The sequence below is a fragment of the Streptomyces luteolifulvus genome (assembly GCF_008806595.1).
GTDB classification, from domain to species: Bacteria; Actinomycetota; Actinomycetes; order Streptomycetales; family Streptomycetaceae; genus Streptomyces; species Streptomyces luteolifulvus.
The window spans coordinates 335680-359221 of record NZ_VZRB01000002.1 but is presented as its reverse complement, the minus strand read 5'-3'; the positions used below and the strand labels follow the sequence as shown (position 1 = coordinate 359221).

The window sequence follows — 23542 nt, the reverse complement described above, 5'->3', positions numbered from 1 at the left end:
GATTTCCGCCAGCGGCACGCCCGCCCGAGGCGGAAACTGGAACGCGTGATGGACGAGGACACCAGGTACGAGACGGTGCGGAGCAGAGACGCCCGGTTCGACGGCGAGTTCTTCTTCGCCGTCCGGACCACCGGGATCTACTGCCGACCCAGCTGCCCGGCGATGACGCCGAAACGGCACAACGTACGGTTCTTCGCGACGGCCGCCGCCGCGCAGGGCTCGGGTTTCCGGGCCTGCCGACGGTGCCGGCCGGACGCCGTACCGGGGTCGGCGGACTGGAACGTACGGGCCGACGTCGTGGGGCGGGCCATGCGGCTGATCGGCGACGGCGTGGTCGACCGCGAGGGCGTGGCCGGCCTCGCCGCACGGCTGGGCTACAGCGCCCGGCAGGTCCAGCGGCAGCTCACCGCCGAGCTGGGCGCCGGCCCCGTCGCCCTGGCCCGGGCCCAGCGGGCGCACACCGCGCGCGTCCTGCTCCAGACCACCGACCTGGCGGTCACCGGGATCGCCTTCGCGTCGGGGTTCGCCAGCGTGCGGCAGTTCAACGACACGGTCCGTGCGGTGTACGCCGCGACACCGAGCGAGCTGCGGGCCACCGCGCCCCGCGGCGGCCGGACCTCGCGGCGTGCGGTCACCCCGGCCGCCGGGATCCCGTTGCGGCTCGCACACCGGGGGCAGTACCAGGCCGGCGCCGTCTTCGACCTGCTGGCCCACGAGGCCGTGCCCGGCGTGGAGGAGGTGAGCGGGCCGCCCGGGCGGCGCACCTACCGTCGTACGATGCGGCTGCCCCACGGGACCGGCATCGTCGCCGTCGACGAGCGGCCCGGCGCCCCGAGGGCGGTGCCCGGCGCCGCCCACCCCGGCGGCTGGCTGGACGCCCGCCTCCAGCTCACCGACCCCCGCGATCTGACCACCGCCGTCGGACGGCTGCGGCGGCTGTTCGACCTCGACGCCGATCCGTACGCCGTCGACGAGCGGCTCGGCGCCGACACACGGCTCGCCCCACTGGTCGCCGCCCGGCCCGGACTGCGCTCGCCCGGTGCCGCCGATCCCGAGGAACTGGCCGTGCGTGCGCTGGCCGGCCCGGCCGAGGCCGAGCGGCTGGTCCGGCGGTACGGCAAGGTGCTGGACGCCCCCAGCGGCAGCCTCACCCATGTCTTCCCCGAACCGGCCGTCCTCGCCGAGGCAGAGCCGGACGGTCCTCCGGGCGCGCTCACCGGCGCCCTCGCCGACGGTGTCGTACGGCTGGACCCGGGCGCCGACCGGGACGACGCGGAGCACGCGCTGCTCGCGCTGCCCGGCATGGACGCCCGTACGGCCGCCGCCGTCCGCACCCGTGCCCTCGGCGACCCGGACGTCGCCCCGCCCGGCGTGGACGTCCCCGACAGCTGGCGCCCCTGGCGCTCCTATGCCGTGCAACACCTGCGTGCAGCAGGGGAGTTGGAGTGGTGATGACAGGCATGACGGACATGACGGGCGTGACAGATGGGACGGGCATGACAGACGGGACAGGCATGAGAGACGTGACCGAAGTGACCGGCCGGACCATGACGTACTGGACGAGCATCGACAGCCCACTCGGCCCGCTCCTCCTCACCGCCGACCCGGCGGGCGCCCTGACCTCGCTGTCCGTGCCCGGCCAGAAGGGCGGCCGCAGCGTCCAGGACGGCTGGCGGCACGACCCCGGACCCTTCCGCGCGGCAGGGGAACAGCTCGCCGCCTACTTCGCCGGTGAACTCAAGGAGTTCCGGCTGACGTTGCGGGCCGCGGGCACGGAGTTCCGCGAGCGGGTGTGGGGCGCGCTCGACTCCGTTCCCTACGGCGGCACCACGACGTACGGCGAGATCGCGGCCAGGATCGGTGCCCCCAGGGCCGTCGTACGGGCCGTGGGCGGCGCGATCGGCGCCAACCCGCTGCTGATCCTCCGCCCGTGCCACCGGGTGATCGGCGCCGACGGTTCCCTGACCGGGTACGCGGGCGGACTGGAACGCAAGACCACGCTGCTGACGCTGGAAGGCGCTCTCTAACCCGCGTTCTCCGGGCGGGCCTCCAGCCCCCAGCTGTGGATCCGCCGCGGGTGGATGCGGATGACCTCCTCGCTGAAGTGCGGGCCCAGCTCGTGCGGGCCGACGAGGAGTTCCGCCTCGCCCCGGATGTCGACGCCGCGTACCCGCCACGGCCGCAGACTGACGATGTCGTCCACGACCAGGGCGACCTTGGGGTTCTTCTGCAGATTGCGCCACTTCTTGGTGCGGCCCATCGCGAGGCCGCCCACCAGGATGGTCCCGTCGTCCTGCGGGAAGAAGCCGACGGGGTTCGCCTGCGGCTGCCCGTGGGCGTCGACGGTGGCCAGTCGCCCCAGCCGCTGCGACCTGAGGTACGCGCGCTCGGCCGCGCTGAATTCGGTCATGACGGCCAGCCAAACACGCCTCGCCGGCGGGCGCATCGGATGCTCGCCCTAGGCCCGAGGCCCTACGCCCCGGACCCCCAGAACACCGCCCCCATCCACGCCCCCATGATCAGCAGGCAGGTGAACAGTTCCGCCAGCACGCTGGAGCCGCCCGAGTGCATCGCGGTCCGGGTGGCGGCGACCGCCTCGCGGTGGCGGCCGAGCCGGAGGCGTTCGGAGAGGTAGACGCCGCCGATGAACCCGGGGATGGCGCCGAGCACCGGTATGAGGAAGAAGCCGAGGAGCGCCCCGACCCCCGCGTACACCGCCATCCGGGGCGTCGCGCCGCTCATGCGCAGCCGCCGGGGAGGCAGCGCCCAGCGCACCACCTGGGAGAGGAACAGCGCGACGGTCGCGCCCACCAGGACCCACCACGCGACCGGCTGCGGATCCTTCAGCGCCCACCACAGAACCGCGGCCCACACGAGCCACGACCCCGGCAGCCCGGGCACCAGTACTCCGCACAGGCCGAGCAGGAGGACCAGGCCGACCAGCACGAGGTCCCACACTCCCATCTGACCAGAGTGCCGGAGTACCGGAGAAAGTGCAGGTCAGCCAGGTCACACGGGTCGTTCCGGGCCACCGGCCCCCGCTCTCGCACGGGTCGGCCCCACCCTGGCCGGCACACCGTCCCGCGCGGAATGGCGAGCGGGATTTTCCGGATGCCCCGTTTTCAACCGGCCCGTGCGGTGGACAATTGGGGGCATGAGCCAGCAGGGGGGAAGTCCCACGGGTCATGAGGACGACTGGTGGGGGCAGCTGTACGACGACTCCATCGAGGACACCGGGCCCACGGCCGCGCCCGATTCACTCGACGACCGCTACGCCTCGGCCGTCGGGGCGATGGACGAGGCGTCCGCGGCCGACGCGCCGCGCGGCACGGAGTCCGCGCCACGGCGCGCCCCGTGGGAGCCTCCTCCCGCCGCACCCCCGGTCCAGGCGACCTTCCCGCCGGGACCGGTCCCGCCGGGATTCGCCGGACGGGCGCCCCGGGGACGGACGGCGTCCGCGACCGGCGACGGTCCGTCCACGCAGACGCCGCTCACCCCGGTCCCCGCCTCCCCGATGCCCCCCGACACACCGCCGCCCCCCGCCGCGCCCGCGCGGACGGACACCGTGGTCGTCCGCGACGCCGGAGCCGACTCCCGCCGCGACGCCATCGCCGACGCCGTGGAGGCCGCGGAAGCCGGCCCCGCCGCACAGGGGCGTCCGCCGGGCACCGCTCCCGCCCGCATGCTCTCCGGCGAGGCAGTCCGCACGGCCACCCAGGTGGACCTCCCCACGCTCCCGCCGCCGCCCTCCGGCTACGTCGGCTCCGGGCCGCCCACCTACGACGCCGAGCCAACTGCTCTCCCGCCCGCCGACCCCGACGACCTGGACGACCTGGTCGCGGACACGGTGCTCGACGGCGCCCGGTACGGGGCGTCCACGCTGCGGGCCGCCTCCGTACGCGGTGACTCGGCGAGGTTCCGGGGCGAGCCGCGACGCGACTCCCTGCTCACCGCCCGCTTCGGCGCGGGCGACCAGGCGCTGGTCCTGGTCGCGATGGCGACCGGGGCGCGGGCCACGCCGGGCGCCCACCGGGCCGCCGCCGAGGCGTGTCAGTGGATCGGCCGGGCCGTGGGCCGCAGCCATGCCCGGCTCGCCGAGGACATCAGGGCCGGCCGCCGCGGCGAACTGAAGTCGGGACTGCACCGCCTCACCGACCGCAGCCTCGGCAGACTCCGCGCCGGCGCCGCCGAACGGGGCATCGACCCGGAGGAGTACGCGGCCACCCTGCGCTGCCTCCTCCTGCCCGCCGACCCCGGCTGCCGTACCCGTGTGTTCTTCGGTGTCGGCACCGGCGGACTCTTCCGGCTGCGCGACGGAGAGTGGCAGGACATCGAGCCGCGGGTCACCGACGTCACCGGCGACCCGGTCGTCGGCTTCGGCTCACTGCCCGCCGAGACGCCCGAGGGCGACCGGCTCACCATGGACCTGGGCATCCCGACGCCCCCGAGCCCGTACGAACCCGCCCCCGAGCCGCCCCGCGAACCCTTCCGCTTCCGCGCCTCCATCGCCCGTCCGGGTGACACGCTCCTGATGTGCACGGACGGCCTGGCCGAGCCCCTGCGCGGCGAGCCCGAGCTGTGCGGCTACCTGACCGGCCGGTGGTCCGGACACGCTCCGCCCGGGCTCGCCGCCTACCTCGCCGACGTCCAGGTCAGGGTCAAGGGGTACGCGGACGACCGTACGGCCGCCGCCGTGTGGGAGGCGTGACGGCGCTCGCTGTGGATTGATGGAACCGGAGGGATCCTCGGAGACCGAAGGGGTACGCCGTCATGGCCAAGCAGAGTGTCGCGGAACAGTTCGTCGACATCCTCGTCCGCGCCGGGGTCAAGCGCCTCTACGGTGTCGTCGGCGACAGCCTCAACCCCGTGGTGGACGCCGTCCGCCGCAACGCCGCCATCGACTGGGTGCACGTCCGCCACGAGGAGACCGCCGCCTTCGCCGCCGGCGCCGAGGCGCAGATCACCGGCAGGCTCACGGCCTGCGCCGGCTCCTGCGGGCCCGGCAACCTCCATCTCGTCAACGGCCTGTACGACGCCCACCGCTCGATGGCGCCAGTCCTCGCCCTCGCCTCCCACATTCCCTCCGGCGAGATCGGCCTCGGCTACTTCCAGGAGACCCACCCCGACCGGCTGTTCGCCGAGTGCAGCCACTACAGCGAACTGATCTCCAGCCCGAAGCAGATGCCGCGGCTGCTCCAGACCGCCATCCAGCACGCCGTCGGCCGCAGCGGCGTCAGCGTCGTCTCCCTGCCCGGCGACATCGCCGACCAACCCGCCCCCGACAAGCCCGTCGAGACCGCCCTCGTCACCTCCCGCCCCACCGTCCGCCCCGGCGACGCCGAGATCGACAGACTCGTCGAGATGATCGACGAGGCCGGCAAGGTCACCCTGTTCTGTGGCAGCGGAACGGCGGGCGCGCACGCGGAGGTCATGGAGCTCGCCGAGAAGATCAAGTCGCCTGTGGGGCATGCGCTGCGGGGGAAGGAGTGGATCCAGTACGACAACAAGTTCGACGTCGGCATGAGCGGTCTGCTCGGCTACGGCGCCGCCTACGAGGCCACCCATGAGTGCGATCTGCTGATCCTGCTCGGCACCGACTTCCCGTACAACGCCTTCCTGCCCGACGACGTCGGGATCGCCCAGGTCGACGTCCGGCCCGAACACCTGGGCCGCCGCTCCAAGCTGGACCTCGCCGTGTGGGGCGATGTGAAGGAGACGCTGCGCTGTCTCCTTCCGCGCGTGAAGCCCAAGGAGGACCGGCGCTTCCTCGACAAGATGCTCAAGAAACACGCGGACGCGCTGGAAGGGGTCGTCAAGGCGTACACCCGCAAGGTCGACAAGCATGTGCCGATCCATCCCGAGTACGTGGCCTCCGTGCTCGACGAACTCGCCGACGAGGACGCGGTCTTCACGGTCGACACCGGAATGTGCAACGTATGGGCCGCCCGCTACATCTCGCCCAACGGCCGCCGCCGCGTCATCGGTTCCTTCTCCCACGGCTCGATGGCGAACGCGCTGCCGATGGCGATCGGCGCCCAGTTCACCGATCGCGGCCGCCAGGTCGTGTCAATGTCCGGCGACGGCGGATTCTCCATGCTGATGGGCGACTTCCTCACCCTCGTCCAGCACGACCTGCCGGTAAAGGTCGTCCTCTTCAACAACTCCTCCCTGAGCATGGTGGAGTTGGAGATGCTGGTCGCGGGACTGCCCTCCTACGGCACCACGAACAAGAACCCCGACTTCGCCGCCGTGGCCCGCGCCTGCGGTGCCCACGGCATCCGCGTCGAGAAGCCCAGACAGCTCGCCGGGGCGCTGAAGGAAGCGTTCCGGCACAAGGGTCCGGCCCTCGTCGACGTCGCTACCGACCCCAACGCCCTCTCCATCCCACCGAAGATCAGCGCCGAGATGGTGACCGGCTTCGCCCTGTCCGCGTCGAAGATCGTGCTGGACGGCGGGGTGGGCCGGATGCTCCAGATGGCCCGCTCCAACCTGCGCAATGTGCCGCGGCCTTAGTCCGACCGGAGACCGAGGCCAGGCTGAAGGACCGGCCGTCAACAAGCTGTACTGACGGTCTGTACTGACGGTCCGTCGAACCGGCGGCGGATTCCGGCCAGTTTCGCCGCTCCATTCGTGCATCAGCCGTCCAAGACCGCCGCACCCGTGGCCGAACACCTGGTCGTTGATGATTCGACATGACTGGCCCGTGCCCCACGGGGCATGGATCCCGTGAACGTGTTCGAGCAGGAGGGGCATCGACATCGGCACGCGGGCGGGGGTCATGAAGAGGCAGGTGCGAGGAGGCGGTCCCACGACAGTCGGGGCCTTCTCGGTGGAGATGGTGGAGGACGAGGCCGCGAGCCCCATGGAACGGGCGCCGGCACCGCAGCTCAGGCGCAGACTCGGGCGGGCGGACCTGCGGGCGGTGCCCGAGGCACGCAAGGCCCTGCGTGAGCTGTTACGGACCTGGGGGAGGCCCGGACGATCGGAGACAGCGGAACTGCTCACCAGCGAACTCGTCACCAACGCACTCGTCCACACCGACCATGACGCCGTGCTGACCGCCACCGTGGGGCCCCGTGGACTCCGGGTGGAGGTACGGGACTTCGTGCCCCGCAGACCCAGACTGCGCGTACCGAACGCCGACGACAGTACGCACGGCAGGGGCCTCGTCCTGGTGCAGTCCCTGGCGGACTCGTGGGGCGTGCGGACCCACGGGGTCGGAAAGGCGGTGTGGTTCGAGCTCGATGCCGGATTGGCTTGAAACGGGAAGGGGCGTGACCCTTGTGGGTCACGCCCCTTCCCGTGGTCCCGGCGCCCGGTGACCGCCTGAGACTTCTAGCCGAACTGCTGCTCCAGGTCCTTGAGTTTGCGCTCCAGGGAGTCCAGACGCGGCAGGGCCATGGTGTCGTCCTCCGCGGTGAGGTCGACCGTGTGCGACTCAGAACTCTTGCGGACCGGCTGCAGGGAGGGCCGTGACCGGGCGGGCAGTTCGGGCGTTGATATGGCGGGCTCCGCAGAGACCGTGGCGGTGGCCCGCTCCAGGGTGGCCTGAGCCTCCAGCTCGCGTCCGCCGGCCCGGCCGATGAAGCCGCGGTGGCCCCGGCTGATCGCCTTGAGCTGGGCCCGCTCGACCCGCTCCTGCTCGCGGCGCCGCTGCCGGGCCGCGTCCTTCTGGCGCTGGTCCTCGCGGACCTCGTCCACCGCCTCGTCCAGGCTGCGCACGCCTTCCAGAAGCATCAGCGACCAGGCCCTGTAGGTCTCACGGGGGGCCCGCAGCCAGCGGACTATACGGATCTGGGGCAGCGGACGCGGCACCAGGCCCTGCTCGCGCAGGGCGGCCCGGCGGGTCTGCTTCAGCGCGCGGTCGAAGAGGACGGCCGCGGAGAGGGACATGCCGGCGAAGAAGTGCGGGGCGCCCGCGTGGCCGAGGCCCCTGGGCGCGTGCACCCAGTTGAACCAGGCCGCGGCGCCCGCGAACGTCCACACGAGGATCCGGGAGCCGAGCGCCGCGTCACCGTGGCTTGCCTCGCGCACCGCGAGCACGGAGCAGAACATGGCCGCGCCGTCCAGGCCGAACGGCACGAGGTACTCCCAGCCGCCGGAGAGGCCGAGATTCTGTTCGCCGAAGCCGACCAGGCCGTGGAAGGAGAGCGCGGCGGCCACGGCCGCACAGCAGAACAGAAGGACGTAGGAGGCCGTGCCGTAGATGGCCTCCTTGCGCCTGCGGCGCTCCTCGCTGCGCTCCCACGAGTCGTCCGCGCTCGCGTCCTTCCCCGAGGAGCGCTTACCGCGCGCCAGCACCGCAACCGCCGCCAGCATGCCCAGGAGCAGTACGGCGCCCGGAAGCAGCCAGTTCAGCGATATGTCGGTCAGTCTCATCTGGGGTCCCTTGCATTGGGATAGGGCGTAACGCCCGCCATAGTGGCCCAATCCCACCGGCCCTCAGGGGGTTTCGGGGCAAGAGGCCGCCAAGGAAGTGCAAGGGGATGCCCAGGGCAGCGTTCTGCTCGAACTGCCGCTTGAGGGGCGGGAGTTGAGTTCGAATAAGACTACCCGGACGGATGGTTCCACGGAAAGTTCCCGCGGCAAGTGAGGAAGTTGTGAATCAGCTGTAACCGGCGGGCGATTGGTTCGCGGGCGATCCTACGGGAGGCGCGCGCCGGGGCGGGGCGGGATGCGGGACGAAGGCGCTTGTGAACGCATGACGAAAAGGCAAGCCTTGCCTTACCAGAAGTCGCCCGGGTTTGAACTACCGGCTTCTCCGCCTAAGGTGCTTGACGGACGAGTAACAACCAGCCGTAATGACCCCAAGTACCGACACGTCCGGAGGAGGACCCGTGAAACAGGGCGCGCAGGGCTCCTCCGGGACGGGGATTCCGGGGCTTGCCGATCTTCCCTCGGGCGCCGTCCGGGTTCCGCAGCAGGTGCGGGCCTAGGACGTGGACCGGGAACGATGTGCCCCGCAGGGCGCCGCACGCGGCGAGCACACGCACAGTGAGCAGCCCATTCCACGGCCCCGCGCCGTCGTCCAGCGGCCCTCCGTGCGCGGCCAGATCCTCGACGCCCTGCGCACCGCCCTGGTCGCGGGCGAGCTGACACCGGGCGGGGTCTACTCGGCCCCCGCCCTCGGCGACCGCTTCGGCGTCTCCGCGACGCCCGTCCGTGAGGCGATGCAGCAGCTCGCCCTGGAGGGCGCGGTCGAGGTGGTCCCCAACCGGGGGTTCCGGGTGATCGAGCGCGGAGCGCGGGAGCTGGCGGAGCTGGCCGAGGTCCGCGCGCTGATCGAGGTCCCGGTGATGCTCCGGCTGGCCCGCACGGTGCCGGCCGAGCGCTGGGCGGAACTACGGCCGCTCGCCGACGCGACCGTGCGCGCCGCGTCCTCCGGCTGCCGTGCGACGTACGCCGAGTCCGACCGGGCCTTCCACCGGGCGGCGCTGGAGCTGTCCGGCAACGAACAGCTCGTCCACATCGCCGGGGACCTGCACCGGCGGGCACAGTGGCCCCTGATGGGCGGGCCAGCGCCGCACGGCCGCGCCGAGCTGCTGGCGGACGCGGCGGAACACACGGCTCTGCTGGACGCGCTGATCGCCCGGGACGTGGACGTGGTGCGCTCGCTGGTGGCGGAGCATTTCGCGGGCGCGAGCTGAGCAGGGCGGCGCCGCTGCCGGGTCCGGGGGGTCGGTCGCGCGGCCCGGCACCGACCGGGCGCGGCCTGCGCCCACCTGCGCCGCCCCTGGCGGCACGACTGCCTGGAGCTTGATGGTTCGCTCGGCGGCGTGCCTGATGGCGGGGTTCCGGTGTCGGGGGTGGGTCGCGCCCGCCCTGCGCGCCGCCTGCACCTGTGGCCCCCCGACGGCGACTGCCCCGAGCTTGGTGGTCCGCTCAGCGGCGGGTCGGGGCGGCCTGACGGCAGGGCGCCGCTGCCGGGGCCGCCAGGGCGCCGTCAGTCTCGGCTTCGCTCGGGGGACCCCCGTTCGCCCCAGCGGCAACGGCTGCCCGCCGCTTGACGGCCGGCCCGGGGCGGTTACGCCGTCGCCGCCGGTGGGGCCAGCTGTCTGGCCAGCCATGTCGGGACGCCGCCCAGCAGCCGGAACAGGCGGCGAGCCTCCTCCCGCAGCCGTGAGGCCTCCGGCTCGCTCTCCGCGTCGGCCAGGGAGGCCAGCGCGGGCGCCGTACCCACGAGGTAGCCCAACTCCTCCCGGATCCGCAGGGATTCGGTGAACCCGTGCCGCGCCTCCGCCAGCTCGCCGTCCCGCAGGGCGAGTCCGGCCAGGTGCCGCCAGGTGAACGAGAGCAGCAGCGGGTCGTCGTGTGCGGTGGCCCCCGCGTGGGCGCGGCGGTACGCCGCCCGTGCCGCCTGCGGTGAGCGCGCGAGGTTCTCCGCGAGCAGCCCGCGCCGGAAGTCCAGCAGTGCCCGCGCCGGCGCCCCCGGAGGGATCAGCGCCGCCGCCCGCCCGAGCGCGGCCCGCGCCTCGTCGGCCCGGTCCCGTACCCCGTGCAGGGTGGCCGCGTAGGCAAGCTGCCCGCGTTCACAAGCGGCCGCGCCCCGCTCGTCGTCCCCGTGGGCCAGGGCCTCCGCCGTGCGCAGCGCGTCCTCGGCCTCCTCCCAGCCCTGCTCGGTGTACAGACACCGCTCCACGAGCAGACCGGCCCGCTGCAGCGCCGCGGCGGCGGTCACCGGCTGGAGCAGGTCCGCCGCGTCGGCCCAGCAGGCGCGCGAGCGCAGCCGCCATACCGCGGTCTGGAGTGGATCGTCACCGGTCGTTCCGTTACCAGACATGGCGGTATACGCCACCTTGCCCTCCCCGAGCACGCCATCGAGCTGTTGAGTGGTGGCGGCATCTCAGCACGATTCCAGGGCCCCGGCCAAGGGGGTGGGTGAAGTATTTCACAAAGTCGAGGGACGCTGACCGGATTCGGTACCCGCCCGGCCCCCTGACGGTGTGACCTCAGCTCATCCGCAACGCCAGGAAGAAATCGAGCTTGTCCTCCAGCCGGGACAGGTCACGGCTCGTCAACTGCTCGATCCGCCCGATCCGGTAGCGCAGCGTGTTGACGTGCAGATGCAGCCGGCTCGCGCAGCGGGTCCAGGAGCCGTCGCAGTCCAGGAACGCCTCCAGCGTCGGAATCAGCTCCGCGCGGTGACGGCGGTCGTAGTCCCGCAGCGGGTCGAGCAGCCGGGCCGTGAAGGCGCGGCGGACGTCGTCGGGGACGAACGGCAGCAGCAGGACGTGCGAGGCCAGCTCCTGGTGCCCCGCCGCGCACACCCGGCCGGGCCGCGCCGCCGCCACCCGCCGCGCGTGCCGTGCCTCCTCCAGGGCCCCGCGCAGCCCCTCCGCCGAGTGCACGGCCGCGCTGACGCCGAGCGTGACCCGGCCGTCGTCGTCCAGACCGGCCGCCAGCGGGTCCCGTACGGACTCCAGGAGCGCCTCGGCGAGGATTCCCTCCTCGGAGCCGTCGTGCTCGCTCGACACCGCGGGCAGCGGTACGAGCGCGACGGCCTCGTCGCTCATATGGGCCACGGCGATGCGGTCCGAATGCTCGGGGCCGGCGGCCAGCGGGTCGACGAGGATCTCCTCAAGGAGCGACTGGGCGACCGGGCCGCCCTCGATTCCGGCGTCGTCCCACTCGACCCCGGCCACGACCACCTGCCAGTGCGGGGCCGCCCCGAGCCCGGGCAGCAGCACCGGCGCGGCGACCCGCAGCCGCGCCGCGATCTCGGCGGGCGCGGCACCCGCCTGCACCAGCTCGAACACCTCCTGCGCGAGCCGCCGCCGCACCGTGCGCGCCGCGTCCCGCCGGTCCCGCTCGACCGCGATCAGCTGGGTGACGCCCTGGAGCAGGTCGAGCCGCTCCTCGGGCCAGTCCCCGGCGTCCGCCTCGACGGCCAGCAGCCAGTCGGAGAGCACGGTCTCGCGCACGTCCCGGGCGGCCTGCGGCGAGCGGCCGTTGCTGCGGACCGGGAAGAGGGAGTACGTGGTGGAGCCGAGCGGCAGCCGGTGCGGTCCGCGCCGGCCCGTGCGGGCGGCCGCCAGCTGCTCGGCCGCGAGCTTCGCGCACACGTCGGCGGGCAGCGCGGGCCCCCCGACCTTCGGGCCCGCGATCAGCCGCCCGGTCGGCGAGAGCACCCAGGCCCGCAGGTCCAGGTCGGAGCCGAGCAGGTCGAGGACCACGTCCGGGCCGCCGCCCGCGGGGCCCGAGGTCATCATCCGGCGATGCCGGTCCACGACGGCCGCGAGGTCGCCGGCCCGCTCCCCGGAGACCTGCCGTACGACATGCTCGGTGATCGTTGCGAACGCAACCGACTCGTGCACGGCGAACAGCGGCAACCGGTGCCGGGCACAGGCCACGACCAGGTCCTCCGGGATGTCGCCGAGCTCTGCCTCACCGGCCGCGAGAGCGATCACCCCGGCCGCCACCAGGATCCGTACGAACGGCTCGGAGTCCGCGGCGTCCCGGCGCCAGGCCAGGCCCGTGAGCACCAGTTCCCCGCCCGACAGATACCGGCTGGGGTCCTTGAGGTCGGTGGTCATCACGCCGCGTACGGTGCGGTCGAGTTCGTCCTCGCCGCCGAGCAGCCGCAGGCCCAGCGCATCGGTGTCCAGCAGTGCGCGCAGCCGCATTTCGTCGCCGCCGTTCTGTGTCTCGAAATCTACGATGGATCGTGAGGACACACCGTGTCCCGGCTGTGTCCCTGGTCACGCGGCTGTGTCGCGCGTTTCCACAGGAAAACGGGGAGGTTACTGAGGACCTCCATTCATACGAATCTACAAGATGCCCGCCCTGGCCAGCCAACTCCTTCATGGTTTCCGTGACTGACCCCGTCGGAGCACACCGCTGTGTACTGACCCCACTCCGCGTGAACACCACATGAACGAGCCTGGCCCGCCGCACACGAACTGGCTCGATCCGTACGACCCCACGAGACGAAGAAGAGAGCCGGTCATGGACTTCCTTCGCCCCGCCAGCTGGGAGGAGGCGCTCGCCGCGAAGGCAGCGCATCCGACCGCTGTGCCGATTGCGGGTGGCACCGATGTGATGGTCGAGATCAACTTCGACCACCGGCGGCCCGAGTTTCTGCTCGACCTGAACCGCATCGGCGACCTCTGTGAATGGGAGGTCGGCGAGGACAGTGTGCGGCTCGGGGCCTCCGTCCCGTACACCGGGATCATGGAGAACCTGCGCGGTGAGCTGCCGGGCCTGGCCCTCGCCTCGCACACCGTCGCCTCCCCGCAGATCCGCAACCGCGGCGGCGTCGGCGGCAACCTCGGCACCGCCTCCCCGGCCGGTGACGCCCACCCGGCCCTGCTGGCGGCCGGCGCCGAGGTCGAGGCCGAGTCGGTGCGCGGCTCCCGGCTGATCCCGATCGACGAGTTCTACACCGGCGTGAAGCGCAACGCGCTCGCCGCGGACGAGCTCATCAGGGCCGTACACATCAAGAAGGCGGACGGCCCGCAGCAGTTCTCCAAGGTCGGCACCCGCAACGCCATGGTCATCGCGGTGTGCGCCTTCGGCCTCGCCCTGCACCCCGAGACCCGTACGGTCCGCACCGGCATCGGCTCGGCCGCGCCGACCCCCGTCCGGGCGAAGGCCGCCGAGGAGTTCCTGAACGCGGCGCTCGACGAGGGCGGCTTCTGGGACAACGGAAAGATCATCACCCCGTCGGTCGCCCAGCAGTTCGCCGAGCTGTGCTCCGCCGCCTGCAATCCGATCGACGACGTCCGGGGCACGGCGAGCTACCGCCGCCACGCGGTGGGGGTCATGGCCCGCCGCACGCTGACCTGGAGCTGGGAGTCGTACCGCGGCACCGCCGCTCGCACGGAGGGAGCCGCCTGATGCGCGTCAACTTCACTGTCAACGGACGTCCGCAGCAAGCCGACGACGTGTGGGAGGGCGAGTCCCTGCTGTACGTGCTGCGGGAGCGCCTCGGCCTGCCGGGCTCGAAGAACGCCTGCGAGCAGGGCGAGTGCGGGTCGTGCACGGTCCGCCTGGACGGGGTGCCGGTGTGCTCGTGTCTGGTTGCGGCGGGCCAGGTGGAGGGCCGCGAGGTCGTCACCGTCGAGGGGCTCGCGGACTTCGCCAGGCAGCGTGCCGAAGGATGCGGTACGGGCGCCTGCGGTACGTCGTTGCAGGACGCCCAGCTGTGGGAGGCGCGCCCGTCCCACCGTGCCTCCGACTCCCAGACCGGCGAGGGCACCGAACTCTCCCCGATCCAGCAGGCGTTCATCGACGCCGGCGCCGTCCAGTGCGGCTTCTGCACCCCGGGTCTGCTCGTCGCAGCCGACGAGATGCTGGAGAACAACCCGAACCCGACCGACGCGGACATCCGCGAGGCGCTGTCGGGGAACCTGTGCCGCTGCACCGGCTACGAGAAGATCATGGACGCGGTCCGCCTCGCGGCCGCCCGGCAGGGAGAGGCGGTCTGACGATGCCGGAGAACGGCGCTCCCCTCGGCACTCCCACCAAGGTCACCCAGGGCACCCCGACCAAGGGCGGCATCGGCGAGTCCACGCTCCGCCCGGACGGAGTCCTCAAGGTCACCGGCGAGTTCGCGTACTCGTCCGACATGTGGCACGAGGACATGCTCTGGGGCCAGATCCTGCGCTCCACGGTCGCCCACGCGGAGATCGTGTCCATCGACACCGGCGAGGCCTTGGCCACGCCGGGCGTCTACGCCGTCATGACGTACGACGACCTGCCGACCGACGTGAAGAACTACGGCCTGGAGATCCGGGACACCCCGGTCCTCGCCCACGGCAAGGTCCGCCACCACGGCGAGCCGGTCGCCATCGTCGCCGCCGACCATCCGGAGACCGCGCGCCGCGCCGCCGCGAAGATCAAGGTCGAGTACCGCGAACTGCCGGTCATCACCGACGAGGCGTCCGCGACCGCCCCGGACGCGGTCCTCGTCCACGAGAACCGCACCGACCACCACATCGGCCACGTCCCGCACCCGAACATCGTGCACCGCCAGCCGATCGTCCGCGGCGACGCCGACGAGGCAGCGAAGAGGGCCGACTTCGTCGTCAAGGGCGAGTACACCTTCGGCATGCAGGACCAGGCGTTCCTCGGCCCCGAGTCCGGTCTCGCCGTACCCGCCGAGGACGGCGGCGTCGACCTCTACATCGCCACCCAGTGGCTGCACTCCGACCTGCGCCAGATCGCGCCCGTGCTCGGTCTGCCCGAGGACAAGGTCCGTATGACACTGTCCGGCGTCGGCGGCGCGTTCGGCGGCCGCGAGGACCTGTCGATGCAGATCCACGCCTGTCTGCTGGCGCTGCGCACCGGCAAGCCGGTGAAGATCGTCTACAACCGCTTCGAGTCCTTCTTCGGACACGTCCACCGCCACCCCGCGAAGCTGTACTACGAGCACGGCGCCACCCGCGACGGCAAGCTGACCCACGTCAAGTGCCGCATCGTCCTGGACGGCGGCGCGTACGCCTCCGCGTCCCCCGCGGTCGTCGGCAACGCCTCCTCGCTCGGCATCGGCCCGTACGTCGTCGACGACGTCGACATCGAGGCCATCGCCCTCTACACCAACAACCCGCCCTGCGGCGCCATGCGCGGCTTCGGCGCGGTCCAGGCGTGCTTCGCCTACGAGGCCCAGATGGACAAGCTCGCCGACGAGGTGGGCATGGACCGGGTGGAGTTCCGCCGGCTCAACGCGATGACCCAGGGCACGCTCCTGCCGACCGGGCAGCCGGTCGACTCCCCGGCCCCGGTCGCCGAACTCCTGCGCCGCGTCAAGGCGATGCCGATGCCGCCGGAGCGCCAGTGGGAGAGCAGCGAGGGCGCGGACGTACGGCAGCTGCCCGGCGGTCTGTCCAACACCACGCACGGCGAGGGCGTCGTACGCGGTGTCGGCTACGCGGTCGGCATCAAGAACGTCGGCTTCTCCGAGGGCTTCGACGACTACTCGACCGCGCGCGTCCGTATGGAGGTCGTCGGCGGTGAGCCGGTGGCCGTCGTGCACACCGCGATGGCGGAGGTCGGCCAGGGCGGCGTCACCGTCCACGCGCAGATCGCCCGCACCGAGCTGGGCGTCACCCAGGTGACCATCCACCCGGCCGACACCCAGGTGGGCAGCGCCGGTTCGACGTCCGCGTCGCGTCAGACGTACGTCACCGGAGGCGCCGTCAAGAACGCCTGCGAGCTGGTCCGGGAGAAGGTCCTGGAGATGGGCCGCCGCAGGTTCGGTACCTACCACCCGGCCTGGGCCACGGCCGAACTCCTCCTGGAGGGCGGCAAGGTCGTCACCGACGGCGGCGAGGTCCTCGCCGGTCTGGCCGACGTCCTCGAAGGCGAGGCCGTCGAGGTCGAGGCCGAGTGGCGGCACCGTCCGACGGAGCCGTTCGACCTGCGCACCGGCCAGGGCAACGGACACGTCCAGTACTCCTTCGCCGCGCACCGCGCCGTCGTCGAGGTGGACACCGAACTCGGCCTGGTGAAGGTCATCGAACTGGCCTGCGCCCAGGACGTCGGAAAGGCGCTCAACCCGCTGTCCGTCGTCGGCCAGATCCAGGGCGGTACGACCCAGGGGCTCGGCGTGGCGGTCATGGAGGAGATCATCGTCGACCCGGTCACGGCGAAGGTGAAGAACCCCTCCTTCACGGACTACCTGATCCCCACCATCCTCGACACGCCGACCATCCCGGTCGACGTCCTCGAACTCGCCGACGACCACGCGCCGTACGGACTGCGCGGCGTCGGCGAAGCCCCAACGCTGTCTTCGACTCCGGCCGTGCTTGCGGCGATCCGCAACGCCACGGGCCTGGAGCTGAACAGGACGCCGGTACGCCCCGAACACCTCACGGGAACCGCGTAGCGCCGACTGCCGTTGCCGGGCAACCGCTCACCCACGCCCACCCCGGCGCCGGCCAGCATCACCGCAGTACCACCGTTCGTCTCGGGCCGTCCCCCGGGTCGTGCACACCTCCCCAAATCCCGCACGTAGCCGGAGGCAACACGCGGGTGCCCCTATGAACCTTGGGAGCAGGCCCACATGACCCACCAGTCACTGGAGCCCAGGACCACAGCCGACGACGCGGGAGAAGGAACCCGCGTCCCGGCCGGCAGATCCTGGCTCGACCGGTACTTTCACATATCCCTGAGAGGCTCCTCGGTCGCGCGCGAAGTGCGCGGCGGCGTCACCACCTTCATGGCGATGGCGTACATCCTCCTCCTCAACCCCCTGATCCTGTCCGGCAAGGACGCGGCAGGGGACACACTCGGCCGGCAGGCCCTGATCACCGCGACCGCGTTCGCGGCCGCCCTCAGCACGCTGCTGATGGGCTTCTTCGGCAAGGTGCCGCTCGCCCTCGCCGCCGGCCTCTCCGTCTCCGGAGTCCTCGCCTCCCAGGTCGCCCCGCAGATGACCTGGCCGCAGGCGATGGGCATGTGCGTGATGTACGGCGTGGTCATCATGCTGCTCGTTGCCACCGGCCTGCGCGAGATGATCATGAACGCGATCCCGCTCGCGCTCAAGCACGCGATCACCATGGGCATCGGCCTGTTCATCGCCCTGATCGGCCTGGTGAAGGCCGGCTTCGTGCACCAGGGCAAGGCGACCCCGGTCACCCTCGGCCCCACCGGCGAACTGGCCGGCTGGCCGGTCCTGCTCTTCGCCGTCACCCTCCTCGTGATCTTCATGCTGCAGGCACGCGGCATCCCCGGCGCGATCCTGATCGGCATCGTGGGCGGCACCCTGATCGCCGTGGTCCTCAACGCACTTGACGTCATCGACCCCAAGCAGTGGGCGAGCGGCGCACCGGAACTGCCCGGCAGCGCGGTCTCCATGCCGGACTTCTCGATCTTCGGCCATGTCGAGTTCGGCGGCTGGAGCGAGGTCGGCGCGATGACGGTCGGCATGATCGTGTTCACACTCGTGCTGGCCGGCTTCTTCGACGCGATGGCGACGATCATCGGCGTCGGCACGGAGGCCAAGCTGGCCGACGAGCAGGGCCGGATGCCGGGCCTGTCCAAGGCGCTGTTCATCGACGGCGCGGGCGGCGCGATCGGCGGTGTCGCGGGCGCCTCCGGCCAGACGGTGTTCGTCGAGTCGGCGACCGGTGTCGGCGAGGGAGCCCGTACGGGCCTGTCCTCGGTCGTCACGGGTCTGTTCTTCGCGGCCTGTCTGTTCTTCACCCCGCTGACGGCGATCGTCCCCGGCGAGGTCGCGGCGGCCGCCCTGGTGGTCATCGGCGCCATGATGATGATGAACGCGCGGCACGTCGACTGGGCCGACCGGGCCACCGCGATCCCGGTCTTCCTGACCGTCGTCATCATGCCGTTCACCTACTCGATCACCGCGGGCGTCGCGGCCGGCGTCATCTCGTACGCCGCCATCAAGACCGCTCAGGGCAAGGTCCGGGAGATCGGCGCGTTCATGTGGGGCCTGACAGGCATCTTCCTGGTCTATTTCGCCCTCAATCCCATTGAGAGCTGGCTGGGCGTGCACTAGGCGCTCCGCTGGAAATGCCGCGATACGTCGTCGGCCGTCTGCGGCGCCGTCGTGGCTGGTCGCGCAGTTCCCCGCGCCCCTTCAGGGCGCTGCCCAACCGTGGCGGACTTCGCCCGACCTGCTCAGCGGGAACGGTCACGGCCGCCGACCGCCCTTCACACAACCGCTGTTGAGGAGACCGAGAGATGCTGGACATCGCCGAGGAGCTCGACCGGTGGGTCGAGCAGGGACGCGACTTCGCCGTGGCCACCGTGGTGGCCGTCGGCGGCAGCGCGCCCCGCCTGCCCGGAGCCGCCCTCGCGGTGGACGCCGACGGCACGGCGATCGGCTCGGTCTCCGGCGGTTGTGTGGAGGGGGCGGTCTACGACCTGTGCCAACAGGCCCTGCAGGACGGTCTTCCGGTCCTGGAGCGCTTCGGCTACAGCGACGAGGACGCCTTCGCCGTCGGGCTGACCTGTGGCGGCGTCATCGACATCCTCGTCACACCGGTACGGGCCGGCGATCTGGTCCGTCCGGTGGTCGCGTCCGCGCTGTCCGCCGCCTCCCGCGGGGAGGCGGCGGCGGTTGCACGGGTCGTGTCGGGCCCCGCGCACCTCATGGGCCGGGCGCTCCTCGTCCACGCCGACGGCTCGTACGAGGGCGGGTTCGCCGCCCACCCCGAACTGGACCGCACGGTCGCTGCCGAGGCGGCGGCCTTCCTGGACACCGGCCGTACCGGCACCCTGGAGATCGGCGAGCAGGGCTCGCGCTGCGGGGCCCCGCTCACGGTCCTGGTGGAGTCCTCGGTCCCTCCGCCCCGGATGATCGTCTTCGGCGCGATCGACTTCGCGTCGGCGCTGGTCCGCGTCGGCAAGTTCCTCGGCCACCACGTGACGGTGTGCGACGCCCGCCCGGTGTTCGCCACCCGCCCCCGCTTCCCGGAGGCCGACGAGGTCGTCGTCGAGTGGCCGCACCGGTATCTGGAGCGGACGTCCGTGGACGCCCGTACGGTCCTGTGCGTGCTCACCCACGACGCCAAGTTCGACGTACCCCTGCTCCGTCTGGCGCTGCGGCTGCCGGTGGCGTACATCGGTGCGATGGGCTCCCGCCGGACCCATCTGGACCGCACCGAGCGCCTGCGCGAAGCCGGCGTGACGGAGCTGGAGCTGACGCGGCTGAGGTCCCCCATCGGCCTCGACCTCGGCGCCCGTACGCCCGAGGAGACGGCGCTGTCGATCGCCTCCGAGATCGTCGCCGACCGACGCGGGGGCAGCGGCGTCTCACTGACCGGCGCGCACACCCCGATCCACCACGACATGAGTTCGGGGGAGGCGGGGCGGATCGGGTCGGTGGCCTAGGCCCTGTCGTCAAATGCCCGCCTGCCTGCCGCCCCAGGGTCGTCCTCCAGAGCCCTCCTGACGGCCATGGAGGCGTCGCGGACGGCTGTCAGCAACTCGTCCAAGGCGTCCGCGAGCTTCAGACGTGACTGATCCACCTCGCGCGTCGGAGCCTGCCCGGCCCACATCCGCTGCAGACCGCCGCGCAGGTCGGTCGCCCGGTCCGCCACCGTGCGCAGCAGACCGACGACCTGGGTGACGCGACTCCGGGCCGCCTCGGGAGTGCTCCACTCTCTGCGCAGGTCGGTCCTGAAGGACAGCGCGCGCGTCTTGACGGACTCCACGGCCTCCCCCCTGACCCCATTGGCGCGCATCCGGGCCAGCTGCTCGCTCGGACGCTCGAAGGTCGACCAGATCTCCTCCAGAAGCACGAGGGTCGGGTCATGAGCGGGCGCCGCCGAGGCCTCTTCCGGCCTGTCGGCCGGTCTCTCGGCGGGCCTGTCGGCCGGTCCCTCGGCGGCCCTGTCGGCCGGCCTCACCGCGCCCGGAGCCTGCGCCGGAGCGGCCCCGTTCACCTGGGCGCGGGCAGCACCCGACGACGGGGCCGCGACGGCCTCGGAGAGCGTACGAGGGCGAAGTAGCGTTGCCCGGACGGGCCGGTCCGTCCCCATCGCCTCCAGATACGCCCAGCACGCCCGCGCCGCCAGCCGGAAGAACCACCAGCGGTCCCGGTCCGAGAAGCCCTCGCGCTGGATGAACATCAGGGAGCAGGCCTGGAGCGCCAGGTGCCACTGGTGGAGCCACGCGTCGTCGAGGTGACGGGCCGCGCCCCAGCCGAGCGCGGCCTCACGAACCTCCGGGAGCGGTCCAGGACGTCCTGTTCGGCTACGGTTACGCGCCCCGCCGGGCGTTGCTCTGGCTCCTGCTGCTGGCGGCCGCGGGGTCCCTGTGGTTCTGGAACCACCCACCGGGCCCGGCCGGCCCGGACGCCCGCCGCGCCTGGGACCCCGTCCTGTACAGCTTCGGCCTCCTCGTCCCGGTCGCGAGCCTCGGCTACCGCGGGGCGTGGACCCGACGGGCTTCGGCAAGGCGGTGGCGGTCTTCCTGACCGTCTCCGGCTGGATCCTCGCCACCGCGGTCGTCGCGGGAGCCCGCCGGATCCTCGGCCGCGGCTGACGACCGCGGGAGCGGATCCGGTGCGCCATGTGCCTTCGGCGGTACGCTCGCACCCTGTTCGGCGATCCTTCTCACGCGCCTCTCAGCAACCGATTCACCGCCCGCCCGAACACATACCCCGCCGCCCCTCGCACCACAGGATCCGCGAAGGCCGGCAGCAGGCGGACTCGCAGGTCCTCTCGCCACAGGACCCGTGTGCGGCCCCCCGGGCCGGGGCGTACCTCGATTTCGGCCCAGCCTCTGATGACCCGGCCCCGCTTCTCCAGGCGGCACAGGCCGGGGCCGTCGTCGGCCGTCGGGGGGTGCCAGAGCGTGATCTCCATCGGGTCGTCGAAGGAGAGCGGGCCGATTCCCGTGCGGGCGACGAAGACCGTGCCCTCGCGCGTCGGCGGGGATGTGACCAGGGTGACGCGGGTCAGCGGGACCACCTCGCCGTGGCGGGGCCACTGTGTGAGACGGCGCCACGCCTCGTCCAGGGAGAGCGGGACCGTGCGTTCGAGGAGGATGTCGACCACGCGACGATCTTAGGGAATCCGGCCTGCTCGTCGGCCGGTTCGTGGACGGGTCACACAGTTGGCCCAACGCCCGGGTCGCGCCCGCTGTGACGCGGGCTGGGTCGTCGCCACGAGGGCGAGAAGCGCGGCGGTGGCGCACAATGCTCCGGCCTACGGTTCGGCCCGGACAGAGCCCGCCTACTCCTGCCCGAGCGGCTGCCCGACGCGGAGGTTCCAGCGCCCGGAGCGGCCGCTGAACTCGGTTGCCGTCAGGGGCGGTACGTCGATGCGCCAGAACGCCGACTCCGGCGCCCCGAGCGCCCGTACGCCCGCGGCCCGTACGACCTCGGGGTCCACGACCGCGACGGTGCGGCCCGCCGGCCGCGCGGCCGAGTCCAGCCAGACGGCGATCCGGTCGCAGAAGTCCCGGACCGACTCCCCGCCGTGCGGCGCGGACGCCGGGTCCGCCAGCCACAGGGCGACGGCCTCGGGCTCCCGCGCGCTCACCTCCGCCAGCGTCGCGCCCCGCCAGCGGCCCACGTCCAGACCCGTCAACTCCGGTACCACCACGGCGTCCAGTCCGAGCGCCCCGGCTGTCTCACGGCACCGTACCGTGGGGGAGACGCAGCCCCGGTCCGCCGCCCGCACGGCCCCGGCCGCGGTCCGCGCGAGCCGCAGTCCGGCCGCGTCGAGCGAGCAGCCGTCGTCGAACCGGGCCTCCCTGAGCGCCGCACCGATCGCGGGTGAGATCAACATCACTCGGCTCGTCATCCGTCCGTTCCCCTGCCCGACTTCCTTGCCGCCGTGGGGACTTCGGGTTCGGCGAAGCCCCTGGTGTGCACCCGTGCGCTCTTGGCCGCGCCCCCGCTTCGCGATACCTTCTCGGGCGGTGTCCACGACGGACACCGACGACGGTTCAGCGGAAGCCGGTGAGAGTCCGGCACGGTCGCGCCACTGTAATCCCGGCTCGCGCACCCAGGTGTGCGGGGCGGGCCAGTCAGACCCGCCCCCGTCGTCCTGTGCACCACCGAGACGGGACGCGAGTTCCCCAGGAGGGCCTGCCATGGCGCAGTCTGTCGCTCAGCCGACCACCAACCCCACCGCCGTACCCGCCAAGCTGCCGATCGGCGCGATCGTCCCCTGGGCGGTCTTCTTCGGCATCCTGATGCTGGTCCTGCTCTACTTCGTCGGCGCCGAGCAGGGCGCCACCTCCGTCGTCGCGGGCGAGGACGTCCACGAGTGGGTGCACGACGCACGCCACCTGCTCGGCTTCCCCTGCCACTGACAGCGACGAGGAACGTCCAGCCATGAACTCCGCAACCGTCAGAAACCTGTTGGTGCGTGGCATGCTCGCGGGTCTCGCCGCGGGTCTGCTCGCGCTCGTCGTCGCCTACTTCCTCGGCGAGTCGCGCGTCGACGCGGCCATCGCCTTCGAGGAGGCGCACGCCCACGAGCACGGCGGCGTGGAAGCCGTCAGCCGCACGATGCAGTCCACCGCCGGCCTGTCCACCGGTGTGCTCGTCTACGGCGTCGCGTTCGGCGGCATCGCCGCCCTCGCGTACTGCTTCGCACTGGGCCGCGTCGGCCGCTTCGGGCCGCGCGCGAGCGCGCTGCTCCTCGCGGCCGCGGGCCTGGTCGCCGTGTACGTCGTGCCGTTCCTGAAGTACCCCGCCAACCCGCCCGCCACGAGCGACCCCGAGACGATCGACCAGCGGACCACCCTGTACTTCCTGATGGTGGTGCTCAGTGTGCTGCTCGCGGTCGCCGCCGTCATCCTGGGCAAGCGCCTGGCGCCGCGCCTGGGCAACTGGAACGCGACCCTGGCCGCGGGGGCGTTCTTCGTCCTGGCCGTCGGGCTCGCGTATGCGTTCCTGCCGTCCTACAACGAGGTCCCGAAGGACTTCCCGGCCACCCTGCTGTGGCAGTTCCGGCTGGCGGCACTGGCCGTCCAGGTGACGCTGTGGACGGTGTTCGGCCTGGTCTTCGGCGTGCTGGCCGAACGGGCCCTGGCCCCTCGTACGGCAGCAGCCGGCGAGGAGGCCGCTCACCCGCGGGCCGCTGCGGTACCGCACTGAGAAACGCCCCTTCGACGGCCC

The 23542-nt window shown here is 72.3% G+C and carries 21 protein-coding genes; 13 read left to right on the top strand and 8 right to left on the bottom strand.

Annotation, left to right across the window (positions count from 1 at the left end; translation table 11 throughout):
* The first annotated feature begins 48 nt into the window (after window positions 1–48).
* Window positions 49–1452 (top strand): bifunctional transcriptional activator/DNA repair enzyme AdaA, encoded by a 1404-nt coding sequence (locus F7R91_RS04210; protein ID WP_150944560.1) that lies wholly within the window; start codon window positions 49–51, stop codon window positions 1450–1452.
* Between the two features lie 95 nt (window positions 1453–1547).
* A complete protein-coding gene (locus tag F7R91_RS04205; protein WP_191971350.1) occupies window positions 1548–2027 on the top strand; it encodes a methylated-DNA--[protein]-cysteine S-methyltransferase in 480 nt (159 codons plus the stop codon).
* On the opposite strand, the gene F7R91_RS04200 is transcribed toward F7R91_RS04205, so the two are convergent.
* A complete protein-coding gene (locus F7R91_RS04200) occupies window positions 2024–2410 on the bottom strand; it encodes a PPOX class F420-dependent oxidoreductase (RefSeq protein ID WP_150944556.1) in 387 nt (128 codons plus the stop codon). The genes F7R91_RS04205 and F7R91_RS04200 overlap by 4 nt on opposite strands.
* Before the next feature lie 62 nt (window positions 2411–2472).
* Entirely contained in the window at window positions 2473–2964 is a 492-nt protein-coding gene (locus tag F7R91_RS04195) for a DUF456 domain-containing protein (RefSeq protein ID WP_150944554.1), read from the bottom strand.
* 190 nt (window positions 2965–3154) lie between these two features.
* On the opposite strand from F7R91_RS04195, the gene F7R91_RS04190 reads away from it, so the two are divergent.
* The 3 genes from F7R91_RS04190 to F7R91_RS04180 all read left to right on the top strand — a co-directional run bounded on the left by F7R91_RS04190 (window position 3155) and on the right by F7R91_RS04180 (window position 7261).
* Window positions 3155–4708, top strand: coding sequence for a protein phosphatase 2C domain-containing protein (locus F7R91_RS04190; RefSeq protein ID WP_150944552.1), 1554 nt, complete (start codon window positions 3155–3157; stop codon window positions 4706–4708).
* Between the two features lie 62 nt (window positions 4709–4770).
* Complete coding sequence (locus F7R91_RS04185; protein ID WP_150944550.1) at window positions 4771–6513, top strand: pyruvate dehydrogenase; 1743 nt, start codon at window positions 4771–4773, stop codon at window positions 6511–6513.
* Window positions 6514–6862: 349 nt separating this feature from the next.
* Window positions 6863–7261, top strand: coding sequence for an ATP-binding protein (locus F7R91_RS04180; protein ID WP_408056006.1), 399 nt, complete (start codon window positions 6863–6865; stop codon window positions 7259–7261).
* A 74-nt stretch (window positions 7262–7335) separates the two neighbouring features.
* On the opposite strand, the gene F7R91_RS04175 is transcribed toward F7R91_RS04180, so the two are convergent.
* The gene (locus F7R91_RS04175) at window positions 7336–8379 is read right to left on the bottom strand and encodes a DUF2637 domain-containing protein (protein ID WP_150944548.1); all 1044 of its coding nucleotides are present in this window, start codon (window positions 8377–8379) and stop codon (window positions 7336–7338) included.
* 560 nt (window positions 8380–8939) lie between these two features.
* Here F7R91_RS04175 and F7R91_RS04170 point away from each other — a divergent pair.
* Window positions 8940–9647, top strand: a complete 708-nt coding sequence (locus F7R91_RS04170; protein WP_150944546.1) for a GntR family transcriptional regulator — start codon at window positions 8940–8942, stop codon at window positions 9645–9647.
* Between the two features lie 377 nt (window positions 9648–10024).
* Here the strand turns inward: F7R91_RS04170 and F7R91_RS04165 are convergent, their stop codons facing one another.
* Both F7R91_RS04165 and F7R91_RS04160 read right to left on the bottom strand, forming a co-directional pair.
* Window positions 10025–10795 (bottom strand): hypothetical protein, encoded by a 771-nt coding sequence (locus F7R91_RS04165; protein ID WP_150944543.1) that lies wholly within the window; start codon window positions 10793–10795, stop codon window positions 10025–10027.
* A gap of 154 nt (window positions 10796–10949) precedes the next feature.
* Window positions 10950–12623, bottom strand: coding sequence for a PucR family transcriptional regulator (locus F7R91_RS04160; RefSeq protein ID WP_150944849.1), 1674 nt, complete (start codon window positions 12621–12623; stop codon window positions 10950–10952).
* Window positions 12624–12945: 322 nt separating this feature from the next.
* Between F7R91_RS04160 and F7R91_RS04150 the strand changes: the two genes are divergently transcribed.
* The 5 genes from F7R91_RS04150 (at window position 12946) to F7R91_RS04130 (ending at window position 19797) form a co-directional block, all read left to right on the top strand.
* The gene (locus tag F7R91_RS04150) at window positions 12946–13836 is read left to right on the top strand and encodes an FAD binding domain-containing protein (RefSeq protein WP_150944540.1); all 891 of its coding nucleotides are present in this window, start codon (window positions 12946–12948) and stop codon (window positions 13834–13836) included.
* On the top strand, window positions 13836–14426 hold the full coding sequence (locus F7R91_RS04145; RefSeq protein WP_150944538.1) for a (2Fe-2S)-binding protein: 591 nt from the start codon (window positions 13836–13838) through the stop codon (window positions 14424–14426). Before F7R91_RS04150 ends, F7R91_RS04145 begins: the two co-directional genes overlap by 1 nt.
* A 2-nt stretch (window positions 14427–14428) precedes the next feature.
* Window positions 14429–16825 (top strand): xanthine dehydrogenase family protein molybdopterin-binding subunit, encoded by a 2397-nt coding sequence (locus tag F7R91_RS04140; RefSeq protein ID WP_150944536.1) that lies wholly within the window; start codon window positions 14429–14431, stop codon window positions 16823–16825.
* 177 nt (window positions 16826–17002) lie between these two features.
* Window positions 17003–18460, top strand: a complete 1458-nt coding sequence (locus F7R91_RS04135; protein ID WP_150944534.1) for an NCS2 family permease — start codon at window positions 17003–17005, stop codon at window positions 18458–18460.
* Between the two features lie 185 nt (window positions 18461–18645).
* Window positions 18646–19797: an XdhC family protein gene (locus F7R91_RS04130; RefSeq protein WP_150944532.1), complete on the top strand. Its 1152-nt coding sequence runs from the start codon at window positions 18646–18648 to the stop codon at window positions 19795–19797.
* Here F7R91_RS04130 and F7R91_RS04125 read toward each other — a convergent pair.
* From F7R91_RS04125 to F7R91_RS04115, 3 genes are all read right to left on the bottom strand, one after another.
* Window positions 19794–20537 carry a hypothetical protein gene (locus tag F7R91_RS04125; RefSeq protein ID WP_150944529.1) on the bottom strand — a complete coding sequence of 248 codons (744 nt, stop codon included), beginning with the start codon at window positions 20535–20537 and terminating at the stop codon, window positions 19794–19796. The two genes, F7R91_RS04130 and F7R91_RS04125, sit on opposite strands and share 4 nt — an antisense overlap.
* Window positions 20538–21023: 486 nt before the next feature.
* A complete protein-coding gene (locus tag F7R91_RS04120; RefSeq protein ID WP_150944527.1) occupies window positions 21024–21467 on the bottom strand; it encodes an SRPBCC family protein in 444 nt (147 codons plus the stop codon).
* Window positions 21468–21644: 177 nt separating this feature from the next.
* Window positions 21645–22217 (bottom strand): histidine phosphatase family protein, encoded by a 573-nt coding sequence (locus F7R91_RS04115; RefSeq protein ID WP_150944525.1) that lies wholly within the window; start codon window positions 22215–22217, stop codon window positions 21645–21647.
* A gap of 292 nt (window positions 22218–22509) precedes the next feature.
* Between F7R91_RS04115 and F7R91_RS04110 the strand changes: the two genes are divergently transcribed.
* Together F7R91_RS04110 and F7R91_RS04105 are read left to right on the top strand one after the other, a co-directional pair.
* Entirely contained in the window at window positions 22510–22731 is a 222-nt protein-coding gene (locus tag F7R91_RS04110) for a CbtB domain-containing protein (RefSeq protein ID WP_150944524.1), read from the top strand.
* Between the two features lie 22 nt (window positions 22732–22753).
* Window positions 22754–23521, top strand: a complete 768-nt coding sequence (locus F7R91_RS04105; RefSeq protein ID WP_150944521.1) for a CbtA family protein — start codon at window positions 22754–22756, stop codon at window positions 23519–23521.
* Window positions 23522–23542 lie beyond the last annotated feature (21 nt).